At 68.0% G+C, this 22,335-nt stretch carries 16 protein-coding genes and 1 pseudogene; 7 read left to right on the forward strand and 10 right to left on the reverse strand.

Translation table 11 applies throughout. The features are described from left to right. From ABZW30_RS39925 to ABZW30_RS39955, 7 genes and pseudogenes are all read right to left on the reverse strand, one after another. Positions 1–121 (reverse strand): annotated as a pseudogene (locus tag ABZW30_RS39925) (IS5/IS1182 family transposase); the annotation flags it as partial. A gap of 86 nt (positions 122–207) precedes the next feature. After that, positions 208–582, reverse strand: coding sequence for a hypothetical protein (locus ABZW30_RS39930; RefSeq protein WP_355676207.1), 375 nt, complete (start codon positions 580–582; stop codon positions 208–210). Positions 583–646: 64 nt separating this feature from the next. After that, a complete protein-coding gene (locus ABZW30_RS39935) occupies positions 647–1,516 on the reverse strand; it encodes a transposase (protein ID WP_355676208.1) in 870 nt (289 codons plus the stop codon). 1,510 nt (positions 1,517–3,026) lie between these two features. Next, entirely contained in the window at positions 3,027–3,737 is a 711-nt protein-coding gene (locus ABZW30_RS39940; RefSeq protein WP_355676209.1) for a DUF2637 domain-containing protein, read from the reverse strand. A 48-nt stretch (positions 3,738–3,785) separates the two neighbouring features. Then, the gene (locus ABZW30_RS39945; RefSeq protein ID WP_355676210.1) at positions 3,786–3,935 is read right to left on the reverse strand and encodes a hypothetical protein; all 150 of its coding nucleotides are present in this window, start codon (positions 3,933–3,935) and stop codon (positions 3,786–3,788) included. Positions 3,936–6,949: 3,014 nt separating this feature from the next. Continuing rightward, a complete protein-coding gene (locus ABZW30_RS39950; RefSeq protein WP_355676211.1) occupies positions 6,950–7,273 on the reverse strand; it encodes a hypothetical protein in 324 nt (107 codons plus the stop codon). Between the two features lie 754 nt (positions 7,274–8,027). Continuing rightward, positions 8,028–8,396, reverse strand: coding sequence for a hypothetical protein (locus ABZW30_RS39955; RefSeq protein ID WP_355676212.1), 369 nt, complete (start codon positions 8,394–8,396; stop codon positions 8,028–8,030). A 595-nt stretch (positions 8,397–8,991) separates the two neighbouring features. Here ABZW30_RS39955 and ABZW30_RS39960 point away from each other — a divergent pair. The 3 genes from ABZW30_RS39960 to ABZW30_RS39970 all read left to right on the forward strand — a co-directional run bounded on the left by ABZW30_RS39960 (position 8,992) and on the right by ABZW30_RS39970 (position 10,807). After that, a complete protein-coding gene (locus ABZW30_RS39960) occupies positions 8,992–9,237 on the forward strand; it encodes a hypothetical protein (RefSeq protein WP_355676226.1) in 246 nt (81 codons plus the stop codon). Between the two features lie 404 nt (positions 9,238–9,641). Continuing rightward, positions 9,642–10,289, forward strand: coding sequence for an ATP-binding protein (locus ABZW30_RS39965; protein ID WP_355676213.1), 648 nt, complete (start codon positions 9,642–9,644; stop codon positions 10,287–10,289). 206 nt (positions 10,290–10,495) lie between these two features. Continuing rightward, positions 10,496–10,807, forward strand: coding sequence for a hypothetical protein (locus tag ABZW30_RS39970; RefSeq protein WP_355676214.1), 312 nt, complete (start codon positions 10,496–10,498; stop codon positions 10,805–10,807). A 971-nt stretch (positions 10,808–11,778) separates the two neighbouring features. Here the strand turns inward: ABZW30_RS39970 and ABZW30_RS39975 are convergent. Together ABZW30_RS39975 and ABZW30_RS39980 are read right to left on the reverse strand one after the other, a co-directional pair. Then, positions 11,779–12,201 carry a hypothetical protein gene (locus ABZW30_RS39975; RefSeq protein WP_355676215.1) on the reverse strand — a complete coding sequence of 141 codons (423 nt, stop codon included), beginning with the start codon at positions 12,199–12,201 and terminating at the stop codon, positions 11,779–11,781. Between the two features lie 186 nt (positions 12,202–12,387). Further along, positions 12,388–13,773, reverse strand: a complete 1,386-nt coding sequence (locus ABZW30_RS39980; RefSeq protein ID WP_355676216.1) for an IS21 family transposase — start codon at positions 13,771–13,773, stop codon at positions 12,388–12,390. 1,222 nt (positions 13,774–14,995) lie between these two features. Here ABZW30_RS39980 and ABZW30_RS39985 point away from each other — a divergent pair. Next, complete coding sequence (locus tag ABZW30_RS39985; RefSeq protein ID WP_355676217.1) at positions 14,996–15,748, forward strand: IPT/TIG domain-containing protein; 753 nt, start codon at positions 14,996–14,998, stop codon at positions 15,746–15,748. A gap of 1,756 nt (positions 15,749–17,504) precedes the next feature. Further along, entirely contained in the window at positions 17,505–19,247 is a 1,743-nt protein-coding gene (locus ABZW30_RS39990) for an IPT/TIG domain-containing protein (protein ID WP_355676218.1), read from the forward strand. Positions 19,248–19,404: 157 nt separating this feature from the next. On the opposite strand, the gene ABZW30_RS39995 is transcribed toward ABZW30_RS39990, so the two are convergent. Then, a complete protein-coding gene (locus ABZW30_RS39995; RefSeq protein WP_355676219.1) occupies positions 19,405–19,905 on the reverse strand; it encodes an IPT/TIG domain-containing protein in 501 nt (166 codons plus the stop codon). Between the two features lie 626 nt (positions 19,906–20,531). Between ABZW30_RS39995 and ABZW30_RS40000 the strand changes: the two genes are divergently transcribed. Next, the gene (locus ABZW30_RS40000) at positions 20,532–20,750 is read left to right on the forward strand and encodes a DUF5988 family protein (protein ID WP_355676220.1); all 219 of its coding nucleotides are present in this window, start codon (positions 20,532–20,534) and stop codon (positions 20,748–20,750) included. 231 nt (positions 20,751–20,981) lie between these two features. Beyond that, complete coding sequence (locus tag ABZW30_RS40005; protein ID WP_355676227.1) at positions 20,982–22,268, forward strand: beta-ketoacyl synthase N-terminal-like domain-containing protein; 1,287 nt, start codon at positions 20,982–20,984, stop codon at positions 22,266–22,268. Positions 22,269–22,335 lie beyond the last annotated feature (67 nt).

Raw genomic sequence — 22,335 nt, forward strand, 5'->3', positions numbered from 1 at the left:
GGTGCAGGATCCCGTCGATCACCTGCCGGTGGTCGCGCCACCGGCCGCAACGCCTGTTGCTGACCGGAAGGAACGGCCGCAACCGTTCCCACTCGGCATCCGTCAGATCACCCCGCCCCATGCCCCGAACCAACGAGCAAGACCGGCGATAGTCACATGATCGACCGGAGGAGTCCTAAGCGGGGCGAAGAACGGGATCGATCTCAGTCAGGAGTTCGTGCAGCTGACGGGCCCCCGGGCAACGCGGTCGTCAGCGTGCGACAGTTCCTCGCACAACCGGATCGCGTCGTCCCGGTCGCGGGAGAAGATGCCGAAGACCTCGACGACTGCGGTATGGATCCAATCCCCGTGGTTCGGGTTGGCGGCTGCCAGTGCGGACGCGACTGTCGAAACTCCGGCCCTGTCCCTTCGCCGGAGCAGAGCTTCTGTGGTCACCCTGGTGACAAAGGTGTCACCAGGGTTGAGCACAAGCTCCAGCAGCGGCTCAAGGGCCTCCTGCATCTCGGCGAACCCTGCCGGACCTTGACCGGCATCCGCGCGGTCACGGTAGTCGTGACTTCGCCCGAGCTCGGCGAGCGCCACGACAGCGGCATGCCGCAACTCCCTTTCCACTTGCCTGCCCGCCCCTCCCACGACTTCGGGAAAGTTACCACCGAGCCGCCCTACGGATGATCGGCCGGACAGCTCCTAGCGGGTCAGGGCGGGTTGGCGTGGTTTCACGTTCACCGGTTCGGCCGGTGCCTGGTTGGCGTAGTGCGCCTTTGTCATCCTCGGTTTGAGCAGGGCAGATGCGTCGACCGCCGGGCCGGGCGCAGCGGGATCGCCCGGCCCGGGCGGCGCGGGCGACGGCGAGGGCGGCACGGTGGCGCTCGCGCTGCCGGCGGGCGTGCTCGTCGGCGCCCGTGTACGCGGGTGGTGGGAGCGCCAGCCGATCGCTCCGCGGGGGTGGCAGCAGGCCGGGTGGCCGGCTGTCTTCCCGCTTCGTCGCGCTCTGCCGGCAGTCCCGAGGAACCACTGGGCTCATGTGCGCTCCACGGGCGTCCTCCTTCGAGGAGGCCACCCCTCCACCAGGGGCGGTTGGTGGTGCGAGGCGGGCGTGGGCGGCGATGTTTCGGGCCGCGTTGAGGTCGCGGCCCAGGCGCAGGCCGCAATGCCCGCAGTGGTACTCCCGATCGGCGAGCGTGCGGCGTGGGTCTTTCTCTCCGCAGGCCGAGCAGGTCTTGCTGGACGGGAACCAGCGGTCCAAGACTGCCAGCTTCGACCCGTACCAGGAAGTCCTGTAGGTGAGCTGGTGCCGGACCTCGGCGGGCGCGGCGTCGAGGACGGACCGGTTGAGACCGGCCTTCTGCCGGACCTCCCGACCGGGCCGCTCCACGGTGCCGCGCGCTGACGCGGCCATCCCCGCCACATTCAGGTCCTCCACCGCCACGACCGCGAACCCGGTGGCGAGCTGCTTGGTCAACTGGTGGATGCCGTTGGCGCGCCGGACCGCCACCTCGTGGTGCAGCCGAGCCATCCGCCGCTTCGCCTTCTCCCGCGCGTCGACCCCTTCTCGGTCCGAACCAGGGCGCGCTGTGCCTTGGCCAGGCGCTTGGCGTCGCCACCGTCGTAGGTGTGGCAGAACGAGCGGTCCGGGCAGGTCGCGGCGAGACGTCGGCCGCCAGGAGCAGGCGGCCGTGGCGGTGCGCGGCCACGTGCGGTGGCCGGCGCGAGAGATGGCTGATCAGCCCAGTCGTAGAGCGCCGCCTGACGGTGAACGGGTATCTGGTCAACTCCACGACCGTGGCCTGCCGCCAGTCGTCGCAGGTCCGGCCTCAACGGAGGGTTGGAGTAGTAGACGTCAGTTGCCGCGGGGTTTGGTGCCGGCCGTAGGAGGCACCGGCCATCGTGGTTGATGAGTCCGGCCCCATCACCGAGCGGGTGATCGGGGCCGGCTCGCCGCCGGGTGGGTCACACAACCGCTAGAGCAGCCAGCCGAGGACGGCGAGGAGGTCGCCGAGCAGACCGAGGATCATCGGTGTCGTTCCTTTCGTGGTGGAGAGCATGGTCACCGGCCCCGAATGGATTCGGTGCCGGGGCGTGGCTACGGTCTGCAGCCCCTAGCACGCCTTCCGTAGCTACCCGCGCCAAACGTGAGATCACCCGAAAGGGGGAAGGTTCACTCTATTGGGCCAACTTGTTGTGACCCGGCTCGGCAAGATGCTGATCGTCTGCAAAGGTCCGTTGCCCAGGGGCAGCGATGTTGGGGGCGGAGACAGAAGGAGCAGCGATCGCCACCGACCGCAAGGTCTCGCGCGGGCAGTGGACCGACAGCAGGTCGTCGACGCGAAGCAGTCGGTCGCCGCACCAGGGCCTTCGACTCCGGTGCCGGGCTCAGCTGCAGGTCGACGCCTTCCGGCCCGGAAAGACGATCAGCCCGGAAAGGCGGTCAGAATGACGGGACGGCAGTGGGTGCCGCCGAGGCGTCGCTGAACCCGAGATGTACCAGGATTCCATACGCGACGGTCAGCGCCAGGGGATTGACCAACGCCGTAGTTTGGCCCAGGAATCTCAACGGGCAGGCGCGTAGGACGGATGGCCCCCGGAAAGGTCGAGGTCCGCAGTGGCAGGCACCGGCATCGTAAGGGGGGCGGCCGTCGAGGCCTCCCGCATAAATGGTTCTGGTAGGAAATTTCCCGCGCGGCAGGGGCGGCGCGCGTGATGTCTGTTCCCGTAGCGACTCCCGAGGTGCGGGCCGACTTGGCCACGCCGAGGAATCCTTCCAACCAGAGGCAGGACTAACGGGAGTGACGGCGAGAGAATCGCTCGGCGATCAGGACCCGAGCAGGAAGGGATTCACAAAGGGCCGGAAACACACCAGGATTCGGGCTTGCGATCCGTCCTCCCGGGCTGAGCATCCGGGGTGGCATGTCTCACCACCGGCATTGCAGCCATCGGCCACTCCAGCGATGACAGGACGCCCGCAGCCGCAGGGTCGGGGGCAGCGGACGCGCCCTCCCGGTCCTTGCTCCTCTGATGCCGACGCGCTAGCGGGATGCCCGGTGTGAGGGTTTCTGCCGAGGATCCTCCTGGCGCATTTGTCGGGTTACGAGCAGCTGGCGCACCATCTGCTGCAAGGACACCACAGCTGTCACCGGCGGAAGGCCCGCGACCACGGCCTCAGGCATTGTGCTGGGAGAGTCGACGATACACAGGAGACTGGCGATACCTGCGAACACCAGGATGACCGTCCAGGAATTCGCCACCTTGTGTCCTCCCAGAGCGGCCCGCAGAACGGAGAGGGAAGCGGCCATCCACGGCCCGTAGACGACGACCGGCCAGTACTGGGACAGACCCCTCGGAAGCTGGGAAAGTGCCACGTTCTGCAGAGGATGATAGGAAATTATCCATCCGAGGATGCACACCACAGTGACGATCGTTGCAGTCAGGAATCCGATGACGGATCCCACGATGTCGGAGCGACGGCGCGCCGGGCGTGCGTGACGCTCCCGGCGGTGAGCGATCAACTGGGGGCGGAAGCCCATGGCCGGCCGGCCGAGTTCCCCTTCGAGCGATTCCGCATCCGAAGGGTACGACTGCAGGCCTGGATCGGCCCAGCCATCGACGACCGGATAGGACAGGTCGGCGGACAGCTGCCCGGCGGGCGGCCAGAGGGTGTGGTTGTGTATCACTCCGTCATCGGGGAAGAATCCAGCTGCGTAGTAGGGGTTGAAAGCGGTGTTCGTTGACTCGTGCAAAGCAGCCCTCCTGTTCGCGTCATTGTGGATCTCGGCCGGCGGTCTCAATCAGTCTTGCTCTGATCGGTACAGCCGCATCGAGAATTCAAACTCGAGCCGACGCAGGACACGGAAGAGTTCGGCCAGCTGGCGTGAGCAATGCGTCAGCGCCACGCGTTCGCCGTTCTTTACGAGATAGCCATTTTCCAGATCACCCACAGCATTCCTCCGGCCTGGAACGAATAGCCAGTTATCACCGGCACTACAGATCCTGTCTCGCTCCAGCAACAATGGAACAGGCGGCTTGGCTGTTGGACTCATGCCCCGACAACGATGGGCTAATCACCGAGAAATGTGCGGCATCCGGGTGTCCTGAAATATGCTGATGCTGCCCGCGCTCAGAGCTTTTACTCAGGTCGCCGAGCTCCTCGTTCGGGCGTGCAGCGGTCCTGCGGCTGACACTGGAAGGGGAGCGGTCGAAGCGGGCGCTACCGTCTCCGCTCGCTCGGCTTCCCCACTTTCCAGGCGCGGTGGCCGCGAAGAGTGCCAGATACTCTGCGATTCTCCCCAACATGGCGCGCCGGTGCGCGGAGCCGCAGGCGGCCCGGCTTCGGGCGGACGAACCCGTTGCGACCCTTGCCGTTCAGTCAGCCGATTGACGGAAGCTCAGGTTGTCTGAGCGGCACGGCGGTTGTGTGTCTCATTCGGGTGACCAATGACAGGACTGTTTGATGCCGCGTCATGGCCGTCGGCATGAGCCGTGGTGGCGATCGACGCAGCTGCGCCCACTCGGTGATCAACTGGCGGCCTCCGTGTCGGCCCGCGGGCGACCGGTGGCGGCATTCCGTCGCGACCGCGGAATCCTCGGCTGACCGCGGGTTTCGACCGTCCCGCCCGAAACCTTCCCCGGCGACGGGAACGGGGGCGTTCGAGCCGTCCGTCGGCCGACTCGAACGAAGTTTCCCGCAAGCAGTTGCAGAGGGCCCCGAAGATGAGTCGTGTACGAGAAGTATTCACACTCTGTTATGGACCGGGTACTCTTGGTCAAGCCATGGCCCAGTCATGGATCAGCCGCCCGGACTCTGGCAGGTCCGGACGGCTCCAGGGGTAGTCGACGCGACATCGCTGTCCCAGATCACCCTTCAGGCATCTGGACGCGAAACCGCGTCTGGCAGAAGCGACCGCTCATGATCGCTTCTCATTGTTCGTTCGGCCTTCTTCAACCACCCTGCACCCCTACGGGGAGGTCTTGACATGACCTAGCAGCAACGAGACGGCTCCGTCCGCACCACCGGACCTTCACCGCCTTTGCGCCAGGCACATGCCTCGGCGTCTGAACGCTTTGCTTCCACCGTCACTGAGCACATGCCCAAGTCGACGACGGAATCCATTGTTGCCTCGGCCCATCCGCACACCTGGGATCCTGCGAGAACCTGCGTCCTGACGGGCCGTTGCCTCCTCACACGTCCGTAAGTAGGCAATGCCATTTTGCATCACCGAATCAAAATCTGCCAGCCAGCCCCTGTCCGTGTCCCGGGTCGTCGCTCCATCCGTCTAGGAGGAGGGCGCAGAGTCCTCAATGAGCGAAACCTCCAAGGACCTCCCCGAGCAGGCTCTCGAGCACGAGTGATCACCGCTCAAATGGAGCCGACCGCGGGAAAAGTCGCCTCGACGACTTTGGGACGGCCGGCGCATCGCTCCTCGAACAATCCGGGTGTCGATGGCCGGCCGGCCGGGCCGGGCAGGGTAGTGAGCGAGCGTCGGGCTTTCGGCGGTGCTCCGTGAGTCCGCGATACTCGGGCGCCGTGCACACGGAACCGGCCGTGGGTCCGGGGACTGCTCACGGGCAGGCGCGTGCGACCGGGCAAGCTCGCCTGCCCGCTACCCGGTTCCCAGCGGCGTGGCTCAGTGACAAGGACTTGACCGGTGACCTGATCCGGGTCGTGACGCTGGTGCAGGACTACGGCTGGAAGTCAGGATTGTGCTTCGCCGCTGACGAGACGATCGGGAGACAGCTGGGGCTGTCCCGGGGCGGTGTGAACCGCCTAATCGCCAAGGCAAAGGCCAAGAATCTGGTTCGCGCGTCTCGAAATCCTGCCACCCGAACCATGAACCGGCGTGTTCGGCCACTGGCCGACGATGAGCTGGCCGTGTGCGTCGGCTCATATGCTCGGGCGCATCTGGCCGGTACCCGGTTCAAGGTTTATGCGTTGCTCTCCCTGCGGCAGCGGTTCACCGAATCGACTCCCGTCGCGCGAATCGCACGCGAGTGCCAGATAAAGGAGGACACGGCCCGCGAAGCGGTGGCCGAACTCCTGGTCCAGGGCTGGGTGAGCAGGAGACAGGGCGAGAACAGGGGGTACAGATACGTCGTCCATCCCATGCCCGTCCGCGTACCGAGCGGGCAGAGCGAGTCTCTCCCGGGCGGGCCCGTTCCCGCGCTGCGATCCGCGGACGGGCCCGCGGGCGGCGGTGTCGAGGTCTTCGACTCCGGACCGGATTCCCATCGCGGAGCCTCGCTCGGCGTGCGCCGGGAGGCCCCCGGTTCGGTGACAGCCGACTCCCCCAGTCCGGTGACACCGGGCCCCCCCGATCCGGTGACAGAAACACGATCCCCCCAACATGACGTGCTGAACATGTCGGCCGTCGTGGGTGGTTGTTCGTCCCGCGCACCGGAAACCGTGCGCCCACGCGCGCGAGGATGCGCGGCGGGAGCCAACGGGGGCGGCGCAGGCCCGGCAGGGCACGGCAGACGGCAAGCCGACCAGAAGATGATCCAGTCGATGACCGACGAGCAGACGCGATGGGGACGGCAAGCCGCGTCATCGGCTCTCGGGCGCCTGCCGAGGCAACTGGTTGACCGGCTGACCGAGCGACAGCTCAACCTCCTCGCTCAGCACATTGTCGCAACATTCGCCGACTACAGCACATCCCCTGAGGTCCATGGCGCCGTGATTCTCGAAGCTCTCGAGTCGGCGTGGGAGTTCGCGCGCCGCAGGGAGCCGGTCGGCGCTGTTCCGTGGTCCTCGGTGGTCTCCCCGCTTCCCTGGCTGATCAGGGTCGTCGACCGGGCGAGCGAGACGGTCACAGGGGCCAGACCGGTCCGAATCCCCGAGTGCGCACTCTGCCGCGGGCCCCTGGCCGTCCGCGACGCGGAGGACCCGGAAACCTGCCGATCCTGCGGTCCCGCCGCCGCCGCTGCCGCCTGCCGTCGGCTTCGGGAGCAGTGGGAGCTATCCGATCACCAGTGGGACGCGCCACCCCCAGGGGACCCGCTCACGGCGCGGCCCGCGCCCGTCCACCGACGGAGTACGCCGACGGCCGGTCCGAGCGGACTCTCGGACCGGATGGCGACAGAGGGCGACGAGTCGGAAGGAACCGTCCTTCGCCGACGGCTTGCCGCTCGCCGACTTGAGCGGGAACAAGCCCGTGCCCGGGCCGGCGAGGATCTGGCGGCGGCCCGCACCGCCGTCGTCGGTCAGCGTCGGCAGGGCACCACCGAAGCCGCCCGGCAGGAGGACACCGGTCGAGGAAGCGCCGACCAGGCGCGCGGGCACGACAGCGGGCTCCGTGACGTGCCCCTGGAGGCCGTCGAGGCGTCTGATCCTGCTCCACGGTGGGACGGCCGATCTGATGCGGGGGAGCCCGGTGTGGTCGCCACAGCGCGACCGGGGCCTGCGAGACGCCACCGTGGAACCTCTCGTCATGTCTGCCTGTCCGGTGGTCCGTCAGTTGTCCTCCCGACGCCAAGGGCCGACCGGGCGCGGGGACCTGTGCGGGCGTCCCCGCGCCCGGACCGGAGACCGGAGACCGTCGGGGGAGTCCGTCGTGGTCATCGCCGATCGCAGGCCCGTCGCGGGCGCCGTCCCGGGTGTGCCACGAGTGGTAGGCCGCCTGCGTTCGTCCGGAAGTCAGTGCGTCCACCGTCAACGTTTGGCTTTGCCGAAGACCGGTCAAAACGTAATCGAACCAGCGCAGCGCAGACCGAACGTACGCCGACACTGAGAATCTTGACGCTATCTTCGGATAGTCGCAAGTCTCTAGTGGCGCGCCGACGAAACAACACCTTCGGATGCATTCCTCCACCTGCCTTCCTGGGAACGGTGCCCGCAGAAGACGGAGGTATCGCTGCGCCGATCCATTGGCGCCCGGGAGGGATGGTGGCGGCACTGATGGGGGATGGAAATCATCCGGTACATCCGGCAAGAGGTTCGGCGTGCGGCGATCCGACGGCGCATGGCAAGCGTGATGCATGCCTGGATCGCCGAGGCGGTCTACTCGGAGGAGACCCACGGCGCCTGGGGCGGCGCATCACGGAAAGATCGGATTCCCCCGTTTGCGGGTCTCCTGCGAGAGCTGCCCGCTGCGATGCCGTCCGAACTTGAGGCCGCGGTTTCCGAGGCGATCGAAGACTCGGCTGTTCACGTCGGCGTGAGTATTGCGGAAGCCACTCGTGGTGAGAAGAGTCTGCGATCCGATCGGGGCCATGTCAGCTCTTGACTGGGCATTTCGTCCCGGGCGCCAGGAAAGGCCGGTGCACTCGACCTGGAGGATCACGTCGATGAGGGCCTCAGAAGTCGTCGCGGGCAGGTCGGCCGGCAGTCGAGAGCCGGCATCGTGATTGATCGACGAACCGCGGAGCGAGAACCCTGCGAGCCATCGGACCACGGTGCCGATCACCGCCCATCGGCAACCATTCACCCGGTCGCGAGGCCGGGGTCAGTGTGTCCTGATCGCTGTCACGGATCCCGGCCAGCTCCCACGGGCGGTATTCCGCGATCATTCGGCAGTCCCTTCGGATATGCTGTCCAATTTTCCGAGCGAGCAGTCCAGAATATGAAAATCGCCCGACGGGAGGGGCCTCCGGTCCGGTCGCACAGGCGTTTGCATTGCCGACACGCTCGGCCATACGGGTGAATTGATAGGTCAGGGGATTGCGGCTATTTCGGCTCGATGGGTAACTAGATACATCCGAATCGGGTGGGTCACCCATCCTCTCCGGGGGATAAGCAGCTGCCGCGTCTGCCAGCGCTTCCGGCTTGCGCCTCATCGCTGAGGAGGCGTGTTGCCATCCCCCCGGTTGAGGAATTGGATCCGCGGGCCGGTGCGATTCTTGTCGCACCGGCCCTCAGCGGTTCACCGGGGCGCTTCCGCAGGAGCCGGCAGAGGCTCTCTCCGGGCGGACACATGCGGGCGTGCGTAGGCTGCCGGCAGGGTTCCGCCCTCGGCGGTCGCTCTGATAATCAGCGACCGGACGGCGAAGGTTCACGCAGTCATCCGGGGCTCGGCGGTGAATCGGGACGGTCGATCCGATGGGCCGGCGCCCCTTCCCTGCCTCGCCTGGCTGCTTCTGCACTGCGAAGCCCTGGCACGTGCCGGAGTCGACCCCGGTGCAATCGGGCTGGTCGAAGCCCACGGCGCAAGCAGTCCGCTGGGCGCCCCGTCGAGTCCGCAAGCATCGCGGACGTCCGCGCCCCCGGCCTCTCCTCGTCGGCCGGTCGTTCCCAAGCGGAACGGCTGATTTCGGCCAGGTCGGTGCGGAATTCCATGAGCGAGTCGCCGGCCGCCCCGGACGCCCGCAAGAAAACTTGCCAAAACAGTTCCACCGAAGGCCAGGATCAATGGCCCCGGCGCCCGTATTCGCTGTGAAACCCGGACTTAAATGAGCGAAACAAGTCAAGTTCATTCCGCCAGATCACCGATGGCGCGAACAACTATTCTTAACGTCACACTAGGCGCCTGCATCGCATAAACACGCCCCCTTTTTGGAGCGGATCGCTTCCCGCGGATAATCGATTTCTGATTTACTTCGACCAGTCCGGCGCCCGCTCGGTCGGCTGCTCCAATCCTTCGGTGGGAGAAGAGCCCTGGACGAACCGAGGAGCCTTCCGCGGCGAAACGTGGGCCACGGGCCGTGGAGAACGCATGAACCAGCGTCGAGCGAACAGGGAGTCCCCTGTTCGCTGGAGGGAATGGTCCTCGTGTAGCAGGCGCGGCCTGAGCCGCGAAACCGCGAGCAGTCGTACCGGCAGCCGCTTTCGGCCCGTGAGCCGAGAAGCGCCCCCGCCGTTCACCGAGGAGGAGATTCCACTGACCACCGCAGAGATCAACGGACGGCCGACGGGAGCTCTCGCCGAGGATGTCCTGAGCCACTGGGTCAGGGGCCGTCCGCTGTCCTTCAGGCTTCCCTCTCTCGATCGCGCGGTACCGATCTCCCGGCGGCTGGCAGGGCTGTGGCTGGACGCCGAGGACGTTCGGGCCGACCATGCCCGGGACGCGGCCTTGCTCGTGATCTCCGAACTCGTCACCAACGCCCTCGAGCACTCCAACAGTGCATACATCACCGGTTGGTTGCGCCGGACCGCGGACCGGCTCCTGCTGGAGGTCCGTGATCAGGGAAAGACTTCCACGGTGCCGCGGCTGCACCGCGCCACGCCGGACGAGGACCACGGCAGAGGCCTGGCGCTCGTTGCGGGTTGCTCGCAGGAGTGGGGGATGCGGCTGGGTACGGACGGCAGTTGCACGGTGTGGGCCGCCGTCCCGCTGTCCAGCCGGAGTACTGCCGCGTGGTGACCGTTCAGGGGCGGTCGCCGGCCACGCGCCCCGGTTGCCGGTGCCCGGCCGGTAAACCGTACTCCGGGGCACGACGCGGTGTTCCCGAACACCACCCGCCACCGGTTGTGTCCACCGGCGTGCGGGCGCCCGCGATCCGACCAGGCCGGACGGCACATCGAGCGTCGAGCCTCAATCATCCACTGCGCACATCGTCAGGAGCACCCATGCCCAGCTCAAGCACCGAGAGCCGTGAAGTCCTCAACAGCATCATCAACTCGGTGACTCAGCTCGACCGCGACGCCCTGCGTCGCCTCGATCCCGAACGGCTCAGCGCGCAGTTCGACGCGCGTCTGGAACTCGAGGACTACTTCCACGCGCTTTGGGAGCATTTGAAGGCCTGCGGTGAGCGCCCGGCCATCCGCACGGAATATCAGCCGCTAGCCGCTGTCCTCGATCTGCTCACGGGTCTGAGCGAGAACGTCATGTTCGCGGACTGCGTGAGACAGCAGGATCTGCACCGCTTGCTCCAGCGGTGACAGGCTTGTCCGGAGTCGGGTAAGGGGCTTCGCCCGGAGGGTGCTGCCGTCCGTGGCCGGTCGTCCGGCCCGGCGCAGTGCCGCCGTGGGATCTCGAGGAGTCTCTCGGCGTCGTCGAGCACGCTGCCGCCGAATCCGACGGACACCGGGGGCGGCCCGGCCTCGAGGAACACGAGCAGTTCCACGGGAGGCTGCCGGTGCTCGGGGACCGCGGGCCACCAGTAGCCGGTCCCGACCTCCAGTCCGTCGGATGCGCCACCACGTGGCGACTGAAGCCGTGCCCGGCATGTGCCGGGTCGGTCGGGCAGGCCGAGTTCGGCTTGAAGCCATCGGGCTGCAGGATCGTACGCCCGCACTTCGATGGAAGTGTCTCGGGACGTCGCCAGGGGCCATCGCGATGTTGAGGCTGTGGGCCTCGGGGCCGCCTCCCCGACAAGACGCGCGGTCTCGGGGTCCGGCCCTTGGCCAAGACCGAGTCCGGTTGGAACGGAAGCCCGGTACCGATCGGACCAACGGCCGACTCGGCCCGGCGCAGGGGTGAACCAGCGGGCTGAGGCGAGCCAGGACGACAGGCACGACGCACCCGGCGGGATGGGCGGCTTCACCTGCCGACGCCCTCACGTTGGCGCCGGCACCGATTGATCGGCGCCCACCCGGCGGACGGCCGTGCCTCCCGCCCAGATCTTCGGCGGGAGGCACGGCCGTCCGGCTGAGTGACTGCTCACACTGCCGGCTCTGTCAGGGCGTCACCGTTCCGATCTGGCCCCCGATCCCGCCGAAAACGCAGTGCCCAGCCACTCCGAAGAAATCACCAGGAACCAGTGGGCGGTGGTCGACGCCGACAGCCGGCTCGTCGTCGCTGTCGGCCTTCCTCTGCCCGGCAACCGCAACGACGGTTCCACAACGCGGCTCGACCACCAAGGTTCCACACCCGAGCGGGGCGACAACGAGCACCCGTGCGCCGTGAGACCTCACACCTCGGAATACGGGACGACCTCCAGGGCGTCCGTCAACGCGGCCGCCACGGCGTTCTCGCTGTTCAGCGCAGCGGCGGAATCGCCGATCGCGTTGGACACCGCCGCATGGATGCCGTCGGTCGCCGCGGCGATGATGTCCGCGTGGACCTGGGCCGGCTGGCAGAAGCAGGTGAGCCCCGCTCCGGCCAGGATGACGAGGGTGCGGAGGTTGTCGGTGCGAGCGCCGGCGGTGTCGCCGACGGAGTCGGCGTCGATCGCGGCCGCGTTGCCGGCGATCGCGGCCGTGAGATCGGCGGCACACGCCGACATCTGGAGCCTGGGGGCCACCGCGGCCTGTGCCGCGGGGGCGATGACGAGGGCGGCGCCGGATGCGACGGCGACGGCGAGGATGCCGGTGGCGGGACGAGAACGGGTCATCCGAATCCCCTCCGATAAAGAAGCGTTCATGCTGGCGGGACCCCAGCATGAACGGAACGTAATTCACCGCCGAGGGCGGGCAGCAGGGCGCGCAGACCGGCAGAGTGGTGCGAAGAATTGACGTTCCGGCAATCGAAGGCGAATTCAGTAGTCTTCATACAATTTGGCGCTACTCCATCCGAGTCGCTATCGATGCATCGCGAGGTGGATCACGGTCTCTGAACGGACGACCTCGTCGCCCTCGGTCGGTTCCTTCCGGATCCGATCGAGAACGCCCGTCCACCACCAGGATCGGCCGGGACGCCCCGGCGAACCGTCAGCCTGTTGACCGGGCTCTAATCCGTCCTCCTGACAGGCGTCCGGTCGGAGCGCTCGGGCCGCCGCGAGCGCTTCGACGGACGGCGGTCTGTACAACTTGCTGTGGCAGGCCGGCCTCGGTACCGGGAGCGGGCGTTCGAGGCTGATCCCGTGCCGGTGGCCGATGACCGACAGGCTGGCACCGTCGGGCGCCAGTGAATGCTGAACGATCACCCTTCCCCGAGGAGTCGCGATCGCCAGAAGGGGATCACCGAGCCTTCGGCGCACTTCCACGGTGTGACCGTGCAGATGCCGTGGAACCGCGTAGAGGTTGCCCCGGTAGGACACCATGCTGTTGGCCGAGACCGCGCGAGCCACGCTGATCTTGGCGGGGTACGGGTCGTGGGGAAGGTCGAGCAGGACCGTCGCAGCGGGCACGGCGTACCCGTCATGGCCGCCGCTTGCCGCGGCCCGGCGAGCGTCCATGATCCTGGCCAGCCTGCCGAGGCTCTCCTGCGCCTCCAGCAGGCCGGTGTCCGCGCCGATGGTCTGCCACCACAGGACGAGTGCTTGCCCGATCGCCTGGTCGTCGGCGTCTTGCCGCGCCGGACTGAGATCCGCGACAACACCGTAGTGCTTCGCGACCTTGCCCAGCGCCGTGGTCAATTTGCCACCTCCCGGGCAGGGGATCGGCTGCGTCCGGTCGAAGCGCCAGCGCCAGCCGGTTCCGCCGAACTGGCGCAGGATCCGGTCGACGGAGTCGACCAGGTGGCCGAGATCGATCTGCTCCGCGAGCACTGCGCTCCAGCGCTGGGAGTGGGTCAGGCGTCCCACCAGGATGCAAGCATGAGTGCTGCCCCAGTCCGCAGGGGGGTCGGAGAGGACGAACCAGCGGAAGTGCACTTCCTCCGCGTTGTCCGGCCGGCCGGGGCGGGTGCGGGGGGGACGCTGGCACAGCGGGCACCGGGGACGCAGCTGATGGGTCCGCAGAGCGCGGGTGAAGGTCGAGTAGCCGCCGGTGTAGCCGAGATCGACGAGTTCGGCGAACAGCATCGATGCCTGGAAGTGGGCATCGTCCTGCAACCGCCGGCGACAGTAGGGGATGAACCGCTCGAACTCGTCCCTGCCGGAGCTGCGGACTCCGACTGTGCGCTTCCCGCTCAGATAGGAGCTCACGGTCTTGCGGTCGCGGCCGAGGAGACGGGCGATTGCGGCGATGGACAACCCTCGGGATCGGAGGGCGCAGATGTTGATGTATTCCTCTCCGGTCAGCATTCCACTCCTAGCAGGCTTCGCTATGGCTTACGGCTCCCTCATGGGACCCATGGGAAGCCAGGAAATATACACGAAGCCCAGGAGTGGGAGAAGAAAGGTTTCTGCAAGACATCGCCGATTGCTGTGCAATTTGAGCGAGCGAATCGCCCGGCAGTCAATTGGCAAAGGCCCCATGTATGCCATGTCAAGTCGCACGCGGAGATCAGCCAAACAGTGGCCGGATCTCGGCCGTTGAGTGCTTAACAATTTTCGCAGCGCGCAATGGAGGGCGACTGGCATAGACCTCTGCGGTGCTGGAGCGCTCGCGGTTCTCCCCGGAATTTCAGGCCGAGCAGGCCAAGCATGCGTCCGGCCGCCCGTCGCACAACTGTGCTCGGCGTGCCGGGGTTCGCATGGGCGCGGATCCCCGGTCGCCCCGCCGGTGCCGCCGACCGGCGAAACGGTCGCTGGCATATGCCGGTGTACATGCTCGCCCGCGCGCCCCCCGTCTGCTCCCATGCCAGGCGCTGACCAGGCCCGGCGTCAGCAACGGTTGACACTTCGTGGGGGGCGGACGGGACCTGGTCGTCGTCACGGACGGGACCTGGTCGTCGTCGCGGCCGGCGGCCCAGGTCTTGCCCTCGGAGCCGGTGGTGCGGTGGGCCTCGTCGACGACGACCTGGTCCCAGGCCGCCGCGCGACGGAACTGATTCCTTCCGACGGGACCGGCGTCGGCGGCCCGTACCCGCGTCGAAGGGGCGACCGCCGTTCGGTGAGGAAGCCCCATTCCCGGCGCCAGGGCCGTCCGCGGGACGGCCCGCGCTCCCAGCCGACATGTGCCGCCAATAGGGTGATGTGGCGTCAAGTGCCTTGCCTGCCTGTCACCTTAATGGGTTACTAGAAGCGTCCAATCCGGTGGGTTGCCCATCCTCTCCGGGGGAGTGGGGCGTCGGCCTGCCGTACGGCCGGTCACTACCAATGGCGCCGTGGGCTCTCCTGGCAGGGGCGTGAACGATCCGCCCGCCATCGCGACCGGCGACAGTCATCCAGGACCGTCCCGCCCTCACGTCCGGAAAGCGGCCCGGCCACACCCGTGGACCGGCCCGTCGGCGCCCGGTTCACCGCCTCGGCCGTCCGTTTCACCCTCGCCGGGGCCTGGTCCGACCCGCACCGTGTGGGGCTTGTGACTCTTCCTGGGCACGCACGGTTCGCGGTTCACCTCACCTCGTTCAAGGAGGCAGTCGTGCCCATCTCCCCCAACCAGGGATCGTCCGGCGGCGGACAGAGCGTCGTCATCACCGGCAGCAACCTCGGTGGGGCCACGGCCGTGCACTTCGGCTCCAAGCTGGCCACCATCACCGCCAACACGGTCACCTCGGTCACCGTCACCTCACCCTCCGGCAGCGGGGTGGTCCAGGTGACCGTGACCACCCCGGGCGGCACCAGTAACCCGCTGAGCTTCTACTACGTCGGCGCGCCGTTCAAGGCCGCGCTCAGCGACAGTTCCGGGCCGCTGGCGGGCGGCAACGTCATCACCATCACCGGCACCGGGCTGTCGACCGCCACCGCCGTGCACTTCGGGCCCAACACCGCCACGCCGACCGTCGTCAGCGACGGTGTGATCACCGTCGCCGTGCCAGCGGGCGCGGCGGTCGGATCGGTCGGGGTGAGCGTGACCACCGCGGGCGGAACCAACAACGGCTTCACCTACACCTATGTGGACGTGCCCACCGTGACTGCGTTCACCCCCGGCTCGGGCCCGGCCTCCGGCGGCACCGCGGTCACCATCACCGGCACCTCCCTGAGCAGCACCCAGTCGGTCACCTTCGGCGGCCAGTCCGCCCCCTTCGTCGTCATCAGCGACACCACCGTCACCGCCGTCGCGCCGCCCACCCTCGACGGCGCCCCCGGGCCGGCCAACATCACGGTCACCAACGCGGCCGGCAGCGCGACCGCCGCGACCCCGTACCAGTACCTCGCGGGCCCGGGGATCTGAGCCAGGAGGCAGGCACTGACCACCTGAGCCGCATGGCCAACGAGGCCGTCTGCCCGGGCGGGACCGTCATCGGTCTCGCCCGGGCAGATCCCGTCTCGCCGCGACCGGTGCCCGGTACCTCGGCCGCCCCCCGGAAGGAAGGGGCGGCCTCCTGATCGCGCGAACCGCCCAGGCCGGGGACCGCCGTCGGCCACGTGGGGGCGCGACTTCGAAACCTCACTTCCACGAGAGCCGAGACGGTGTCCACTCGGGTCGGAGCGTCGATCGTGCCCAGCCGTCGGGCCCCGGCCGGACGCTTCGCGTGGTGCATCCCGGCCGGGATGGGTAATTCCGAACAGCAGAAGGTGGGGAATTTGTTCATCCGGGGCCGCGCCATCTCTTGGTCTGCAGGTGGGGAAGTCGCGATCTTGCCGGGTGGGGAATAAGCATGCAAATTCCGCACGGACAGGTCTGTTTTCGCTGATCAGCGTCGGTTGCGCGCTGCGGCACAGGCCATTTTCCGTATTGCGGGAGATGGCCGGACGTTGGGCCAAGCGGGTGAAAGCGGGTCGGAAGGCTTGTCACCGATTTCATGGCTCTGGATTACTTTTCTGTATCCAACCGGCGGGCCGCCCATCCCTCCCCGGGGGAACGTGCAGCCGGCGCCCGCTGTGCTTCAGGTGGCGGTGACGTACGGCTCGCGATGGGCACCCCCGTGGAGGACCTGGATCCATCTGCCGGCGCCGTCTCGGCGGTTGCCGGCAGATGCGGCGGCTTACATACGCCAGGAGGCGTCATGCAAGCAATCCGAAGGTTCCGAAGCGTGCTGGCCCGTACGGCGACCGGGTGGTCTGCGGGCTCCTCTCCCTCGTACCGTCGAAAGAGGATTTCAGCGGTGTGGTGCTGGGGGCTTCTGCTGGGGTGGTACGTACCCGCGGTGTTGGCGGGCAGCCAGCCCGCACGCGAACCGTCGGCGACGGGAAGCGTGATCGCAGCCGCCCACGACCACGTTTCCGAGCGGGACTCCGGCAGGATGCGCTCGGCCGAGTCCGTCCGTGGAAAACACAGGCGGCGCCGAGGGCGGATCGGCCGAGGACGGCGTTTCGGCCGCACGGACGAGCGCCGACGACAGTGACCCGGGGCAAACGGCGGTGAGCTCCTTCACGGGGACGAACAGGCCGCCCTTTCGCGTCGGCCCACGTGGGTCAACGGCACCACCGGGCCACATGCCATGACATCAGACCATCTCGTACCTCAACTGCCTACGAGCCGGACAACGAGATCGCCGGTCGGTCCAGCGTCGTCGTGCCGGTCACTCGGGCCCGGCCTCGGGGCCCGCCGGTGAGGGTTCCCCGGAACGGATCCGACGACCTCTCAGCCGGCTCTGACCGGAGATGCGCCCGCGTCGCTCGCGGACGTCTCGGACGCCGGCCGACGGTCGCCACCGTACCCGGGACCGCCCACGCCCAGGACATCCACCACCGGTGGGACCCAGGCGAGCGCACTCTCCCGCGTCTGGCCGCCCGGACTCCGGTGACCGGCGGTCCGCGCTCGACACGGCGGTCGGGAGTCGGCACAAGCCCCAGCCTGGGCGGGGCTGTCCCGTCGCCCAGCGGATCACCACCCCTGACGAGCCCCGGTCGATGTTCCCTCCGTCGACCGGGGCTCCCCGCCTTGGCGCCCGTCGCATCCCCGGGCCGATAGCCGAGGCTTCAAGCGCCTTGCGCCCGCACGACATTCGTCAACTCGGAGACTGTACGACCCATAGGGGTAAGTCATGGTTGATCACAACATTCCGGTGATTGATTCGGTCAGTCCGGTGTCGGGGGCGGCGGGGTCGGTGGTGACGCTGACGGGCAGTGGGTTCTCGGGGGCGACGGCGGTGCGGTTCGGTGCCGTTGTCGCCTCGTCGTTCAAGACGGTGTCGGACACGCAGATCACCGCGACGGTGCCGGCGGGCTCCGGCACGGTGCAGGTGACCGTGGTGGCGTGCTGGTGGGGAGGGAGCAGTAACGGTGTCGCGTTCACGTACGCGGTTGCTGCTCCGGTGATCGGTTCGGTCAGTCCGGTGTCGGGGGCGGCGGGGTCGGTGGTGACGCTGACGGGCAGTGGGTTCTCGGGGGTGACGGCGGTGCGGTTCGGCGCGGTTGTCGCCTCGTCGTTCAAGACGGTGTCGGACACGCAGATCACTGCGACGGTGCCGGTGGGCTCGGGCACGGTGCAGGTGACGGTGACGACGCCGGGAGGGAGCAGTAACGGTGTCGCGTTCACGTACGCGGTTGCTGCTCCGGTGATCGGTTCGGTCAGTCCGGTGTCGGGGGCGGCGGGGTCGGTGGTGACGCTGACGGGCAGTGGGTTCTCGGGGGTGACGGCGGTGCGGTTCGGCGCGGTTGTCGCCTCGTTGTTCACGGTGGTGTCGGACACGCAGATCACTGCGACGGTGCCGGTGGGCTCGGGCACGGTGCAGGTGACGGTGACGACGCCGGGAGGGACCAGTAACGGTGTCGCGTTCAGCTACGTTCCCGTTCCCCAGCTGGTGAGTGTGGTTCCTGCGGCGGGGCCGACCTCGGGTGGGACCACGGTCACGGTGGCGGGGAGCGGGCTGGGCGCCGCCACCGCGGTCACCTTCGGGTCCGCGCCGGCAGCCTTCACCGTCGTGTCGGACAGCGACCTGGTCGCCACGGCGCCGGCGGGCTCGGGCACGGTGCAGGTGACGGTGACCACCCCCGGCGGCACCAGCAACAGCCTCGCCTACACCTACACCGCCCCACCGGTGGTGACCACGATCGTCCCGACCCAGGGACCGGCGTCCGGCGGCAATACGGTGACGCTGACGGGCAGCGGGTTCACGGGGGTGACGGCGGTGCGGTTCGGTGCCGTTGCCGCCTCGTCGTTCACGGTGGTGTCGGCGACGCAGATCACCGCGACGGTGCCGACCGGAGGGCCCGGGCCGTCCGGCGTCACCGTCACCACGGCCGGTGGCACCAGCCTCCCCGTGCCCTACTACTACCTGAGCAACCCCCAGCTCACCGCCGTGGTCCCCGACGAAGGGCCTGTTCTCGGCGGAACCATCGTCACCGTCACGGGAAACAATCTGCTGGGGGTGACGGCGGTGCGGTTCGGCGCGGTTGCCGCCTCGTCGTTCACGGTGGTGTCGGCGACGCAGATCACTGCGACGGTGCCGGTGGGCTCGGGCACGGTGCAGGTGACGGTGACGACGCCGGGAGGGACCAGTAACGGTGTCGCGTTCAGCTACGTTCCCGTTCCCCAGCTGGTGAGTGTGGTTCCTGCGGCGGGGCCGACCTCGGGTGGGACCACGGTCACGGTGGCGGGGAGCGGGCTGGGCGCCGCCACCGCGGTCACCTTCGGGTCCGCCCCGGCAGCCTTCACCGTCGTGTCGGACAGCGACCTGGTCGCCACGGCGCCGGCGGGCTCGGGCACGGTGCAGGTGACGGTGACCACCCCCGGCGGCACCAGCAACAGCCTCGCCTACACCTACACCGCCCCACCGGTGATCTAGGGTCGCCACCACTTCCGAGAGCGGTGCGGACATCGGGATCCCGCCCCCGACCGAGCGTCCGACAAACAGTGAGCTCCGACAGCGCGGCTGCTGTCGGAGCTCACTGTTCTCATCCCGCCGGGTCGTGTCTCGCACGGACCGGCGGTCGGCCGCCGTCCTACACGTAGGTGTAGGCGGCGCCGATGCTGGTGCCGGCGGGCGTGGTCACCGTGACGGGGACGGTCCCGGTTCCGGGCGGGGAGACGGCCAGGATGGCGCCGTCTCCCAGTACGGTGAAGTTCGTGGCGGGGATGGCGCCGAACATGACCGCCGTCGCGCCGGACAGGCCGTGGCCCACGATAAGAACGGGCATGCCACCCGTGGTCAGGCCGATCGGTGGCACGAGCGCGAGGATGGTCGGCGGGGTCGGCGCCTGGTAGGTGTAGCTGAGGTTGTTGCTGGTGCCGGCGGTCGTGATCACCGTGACGGGGACGGTCCCGACCCCGGGCGGGGCGACGGCCGTGATGGCGCCGTCGAACTGGACGGTGAAGCTGAGCGCGGGGGTGGCGCCGAACAGGACCGCCGTGGCTCCGGTCAGTCCGGTGCCGACCAGGAGCACGGGGTTACCCCCGGTCGACGGACCCTGCGAGGGGACGAGCGCGAGGAGAATCGGGGACATAGGATTCCTCTTTTCCGACTCTGAACGCCGGACAAGACCATTGTGGCCAGGTCGACGAGGCGTTTTCCTCACGGTAGGTTCGGGCGACATCGGGTGGCAATAGGGAATTCGCTAAAGGTGGGAGCATAAGCCCCATCGGGGGCGCGCAATCTCTTCGACGCCTCGCCGAGTGGGGCCTGAAACGACCCGAAGACTTGCTCCTGGGCATTTTAGGTGAGCGCGAACGAGTGCCTTCCTGAGCGCCGGTCGAAGGGTTTGCGAGGATCCGGTCAGGAATCGTGGTGAGAGCGCCTGGAAACTGGGGAGATCGTATGTGAAAACCGGCCCTGACTTGCCCTCTGACCTGCACTTATGTCGGTGGCATGGCGTGAAGGGGAGAGCATGGCGAAGTCTTCGTATTTATCCTTGCCGGCGATTCCCGGCCGGGATTTGTTAAGATCACATCAAGGCTTCCTGGGTGCCCCTGCGATCTGCCGACTGCGACGCGGGTGCGCTCCTGGAGGGCGTCATGCACTGTCGGGCCCCCTGGGTTAAAACGCCTTCCCTGTGGGTATTTAGGGTGTGCGCCGTCAACCCGGCTGCTCGGTCCTCCTCGAAGAATTCTTCAGCGTTTTTGAAGGGGTAAGGTGAGTGTCACGTCCCACTGTCTGCTCGTCTTCCTCGAGGGCGGCCCGAGTGACATTCCTGAGATTCAGGAAGTGAAATCCGGAAGCATTGTGAATCGATTGAAGATTCCTCGCGGAAACGGCTATGAGCACTTCGAGATCACGCAGGACTTCAAAGACGTCGGGGGCGTACTGATGCCCGTCTACCGGTGGTCGTACCGGACCGCCATCGCCGAGTAGCGCCCGTCCCCGTCTCCCTCGGCATCCGACGCCGGTGCCGGGCCCCAGGAGCCGCGCACCGACGCGGCGCCGTCCCGCATCACCCCATCCCCACACCCCGAGGTGAGCAATGATCAGCAACCTTTCCGCACCGGTACGTAATGAGCGTCCGCCCCGCACTCCTGGGCGCGCGTCGTGAGCGGGCTCTCCAGCGCGCGCCCACGAGGCGGCAGCACCGGCGAGCGGGACACCATGGTCACCGGCATGGGGTTCTGCCTGCCGGGCGAGGAGCAGCCGCTGTTCACCGCGGGCGAAGTCTGGAACGTGGCCGCCAACGGCCGCTCGTGCCTGAAGCATCACGGCGTCTACTACGGCTCCGTCGATCTGCCGGACAGGGCCTTCACGGAGCGCCTGCCGGGACTGCCGGGCATCTTCTCCCAGCACTACACCAACGCGCACCGCTACGGGCTGGTGTCCCTCGTGGAAGCCTGCGCGGACGCCCAACTGAGCATCCGGGACGGTGACCTCACCGACGCCGCCGTCCTGGTCGGGCGCGGGGGCATCGATGCCAACGTCTCCAGCTACCTCGAAGTCCTGCACGCCGACGCACGCACCACCACCCCGCAGCAGGCGATGGAGCTGTTCGTCAGGGCTCAGCAGGGACTCACCCCTTCCGACGTGGCACTGGTCCAAGGGGCGCTGATGCGCACGACCGGCCCCTGCTTCACCGTCTCGTGCGGCTGCGCCTCCTCCGCCGTCCAGATCGGCAACGCCCGCCGCATGATCGCGGACGGTGACATCGACCTCGCCGTCGTCACCGGCGTCGACGTGTTCGGTGTGGATGTGATCCAGAACGTCCAGCGTCTGCTGCACGGTGCCCAGCGCGCCTACGATTCCGTCCGCGTCGACGGCATGCCCGAACTCCTCCCGGCCTTCGACCGGATCATGAGGCCCTACGACCGGCGGGCCGACTGCGTGAACCACGGGGAGGGATCGGTGACCCTGGTGCTGGAAAGCCGTGACCGCGCCCAGCGACGCGGGGCGTACACCTACGGCCAGGTGCTGTCGCACGGTATGACCCGCGACGGCCTGTCCAATCCGCTCGCGAGCGACGAGAACGGCGCGTCACTGGTCGCCGCCATCCGCAAGTGCCTCGGCGACCGGTGGGACATCGGCCAGGTCCCCTACATCCACGGCGGAAGCGACGGCGACGTCGTCGTGACCGCGTTCGAGGCGAACGCAGCCAGGCAGCTCTACGGCGACGCCGTCGAAGACCTCCTGATGACCTCCCAGGAAGCCTGCTTCGGCCACAACGGCGCCCCGGCGGGAGCCCTGGGCGTCGCCCTGACCCTCCTGATGCTGGAGCAGGGAGAGGTGTGCCCCACCGCGAACTGCGAGGAGCCGGCCGACAACATCTGCTTCGATCCCGTCCCCGGCCTCCACACCCGGCACCTGGAGTTCGACTACGCACTGACATGCAACTACCAGATCGGAGGTGTCAAGAGCGCGATCCTGCTGGGAAGTTCGGACGTCGACTGACCCCCCGGCCTCCGGCGCCACACCGCCGGACGGCGAGCGCTCCCCACCCCCGTTCGCGCAAGCGCGT

The organism is Kitasatospora sp. NPDC004669, from assembly GCF_040609455.1.
GTDB lineage: Bacteria > Actinomycetota > Actinomycetes > Streptomycetales > Streptomycetaceae > Kitasatospora.

Coding starts and splice junctions, on each gene's coding strand:
- ABZW30_RS39965 (WP_355676213.1), top strand. CDS start 9,642: ATGAACCAGCGTCGAGCGAACAGGGAGTCCCCTGTTCGCTGGAGGGAA.
- ABZW30_RS39980 (WP_355676216.1), bottom strand. CDS start 13,773: ATGCTGACCGGAGAGGAATACATCAACATCTGCGCCCTCCGATCCCGA.
- ABZW30_RS39935 (WP_355676208.1), bottom strand. CDS start 1,516: ATGGCTCGGCTGCACCACGAGGTGGCGGTCCGGCGCGCCAACGGCATC.
- ABZW30_RS39995 (WP_355676219.1), bottom strand. CDS start 19,905: ATGTCCCCGATTCTCCTCGCGCTCGTCCCCTCGCAGGGTCCGTCGACC.
- ABZW30_RS39970 (WP_355676214.1), top strand. CDS start 10,496: ATGCCCAGCTCAAGCACCGAGAGCCGTGAAGTCCTCAACAGCATCATC.
- ABZW30_RS39990 (WP_355676218.1), top strand. CDS start 17,505: ATGGTTGATCACAACATTCCGGTGATTGATTCGGTCAGTCCGGTGTCG.
- ABZW30_RS40005 (WP_355676227.1), top strand. CDS start 20,982: ATGGTCACCGGCATGGGGTTCTGCCTGCCGGGCGAGGAGCAGCCGCTG.
- ABZW30_RS39975 (WP_355676215.1), bottom strand. CDS start 12,201: ATGACCCGTTCTCGTCCCGCCACCGGCATCCTCGCCGTCGCCGTCGCA.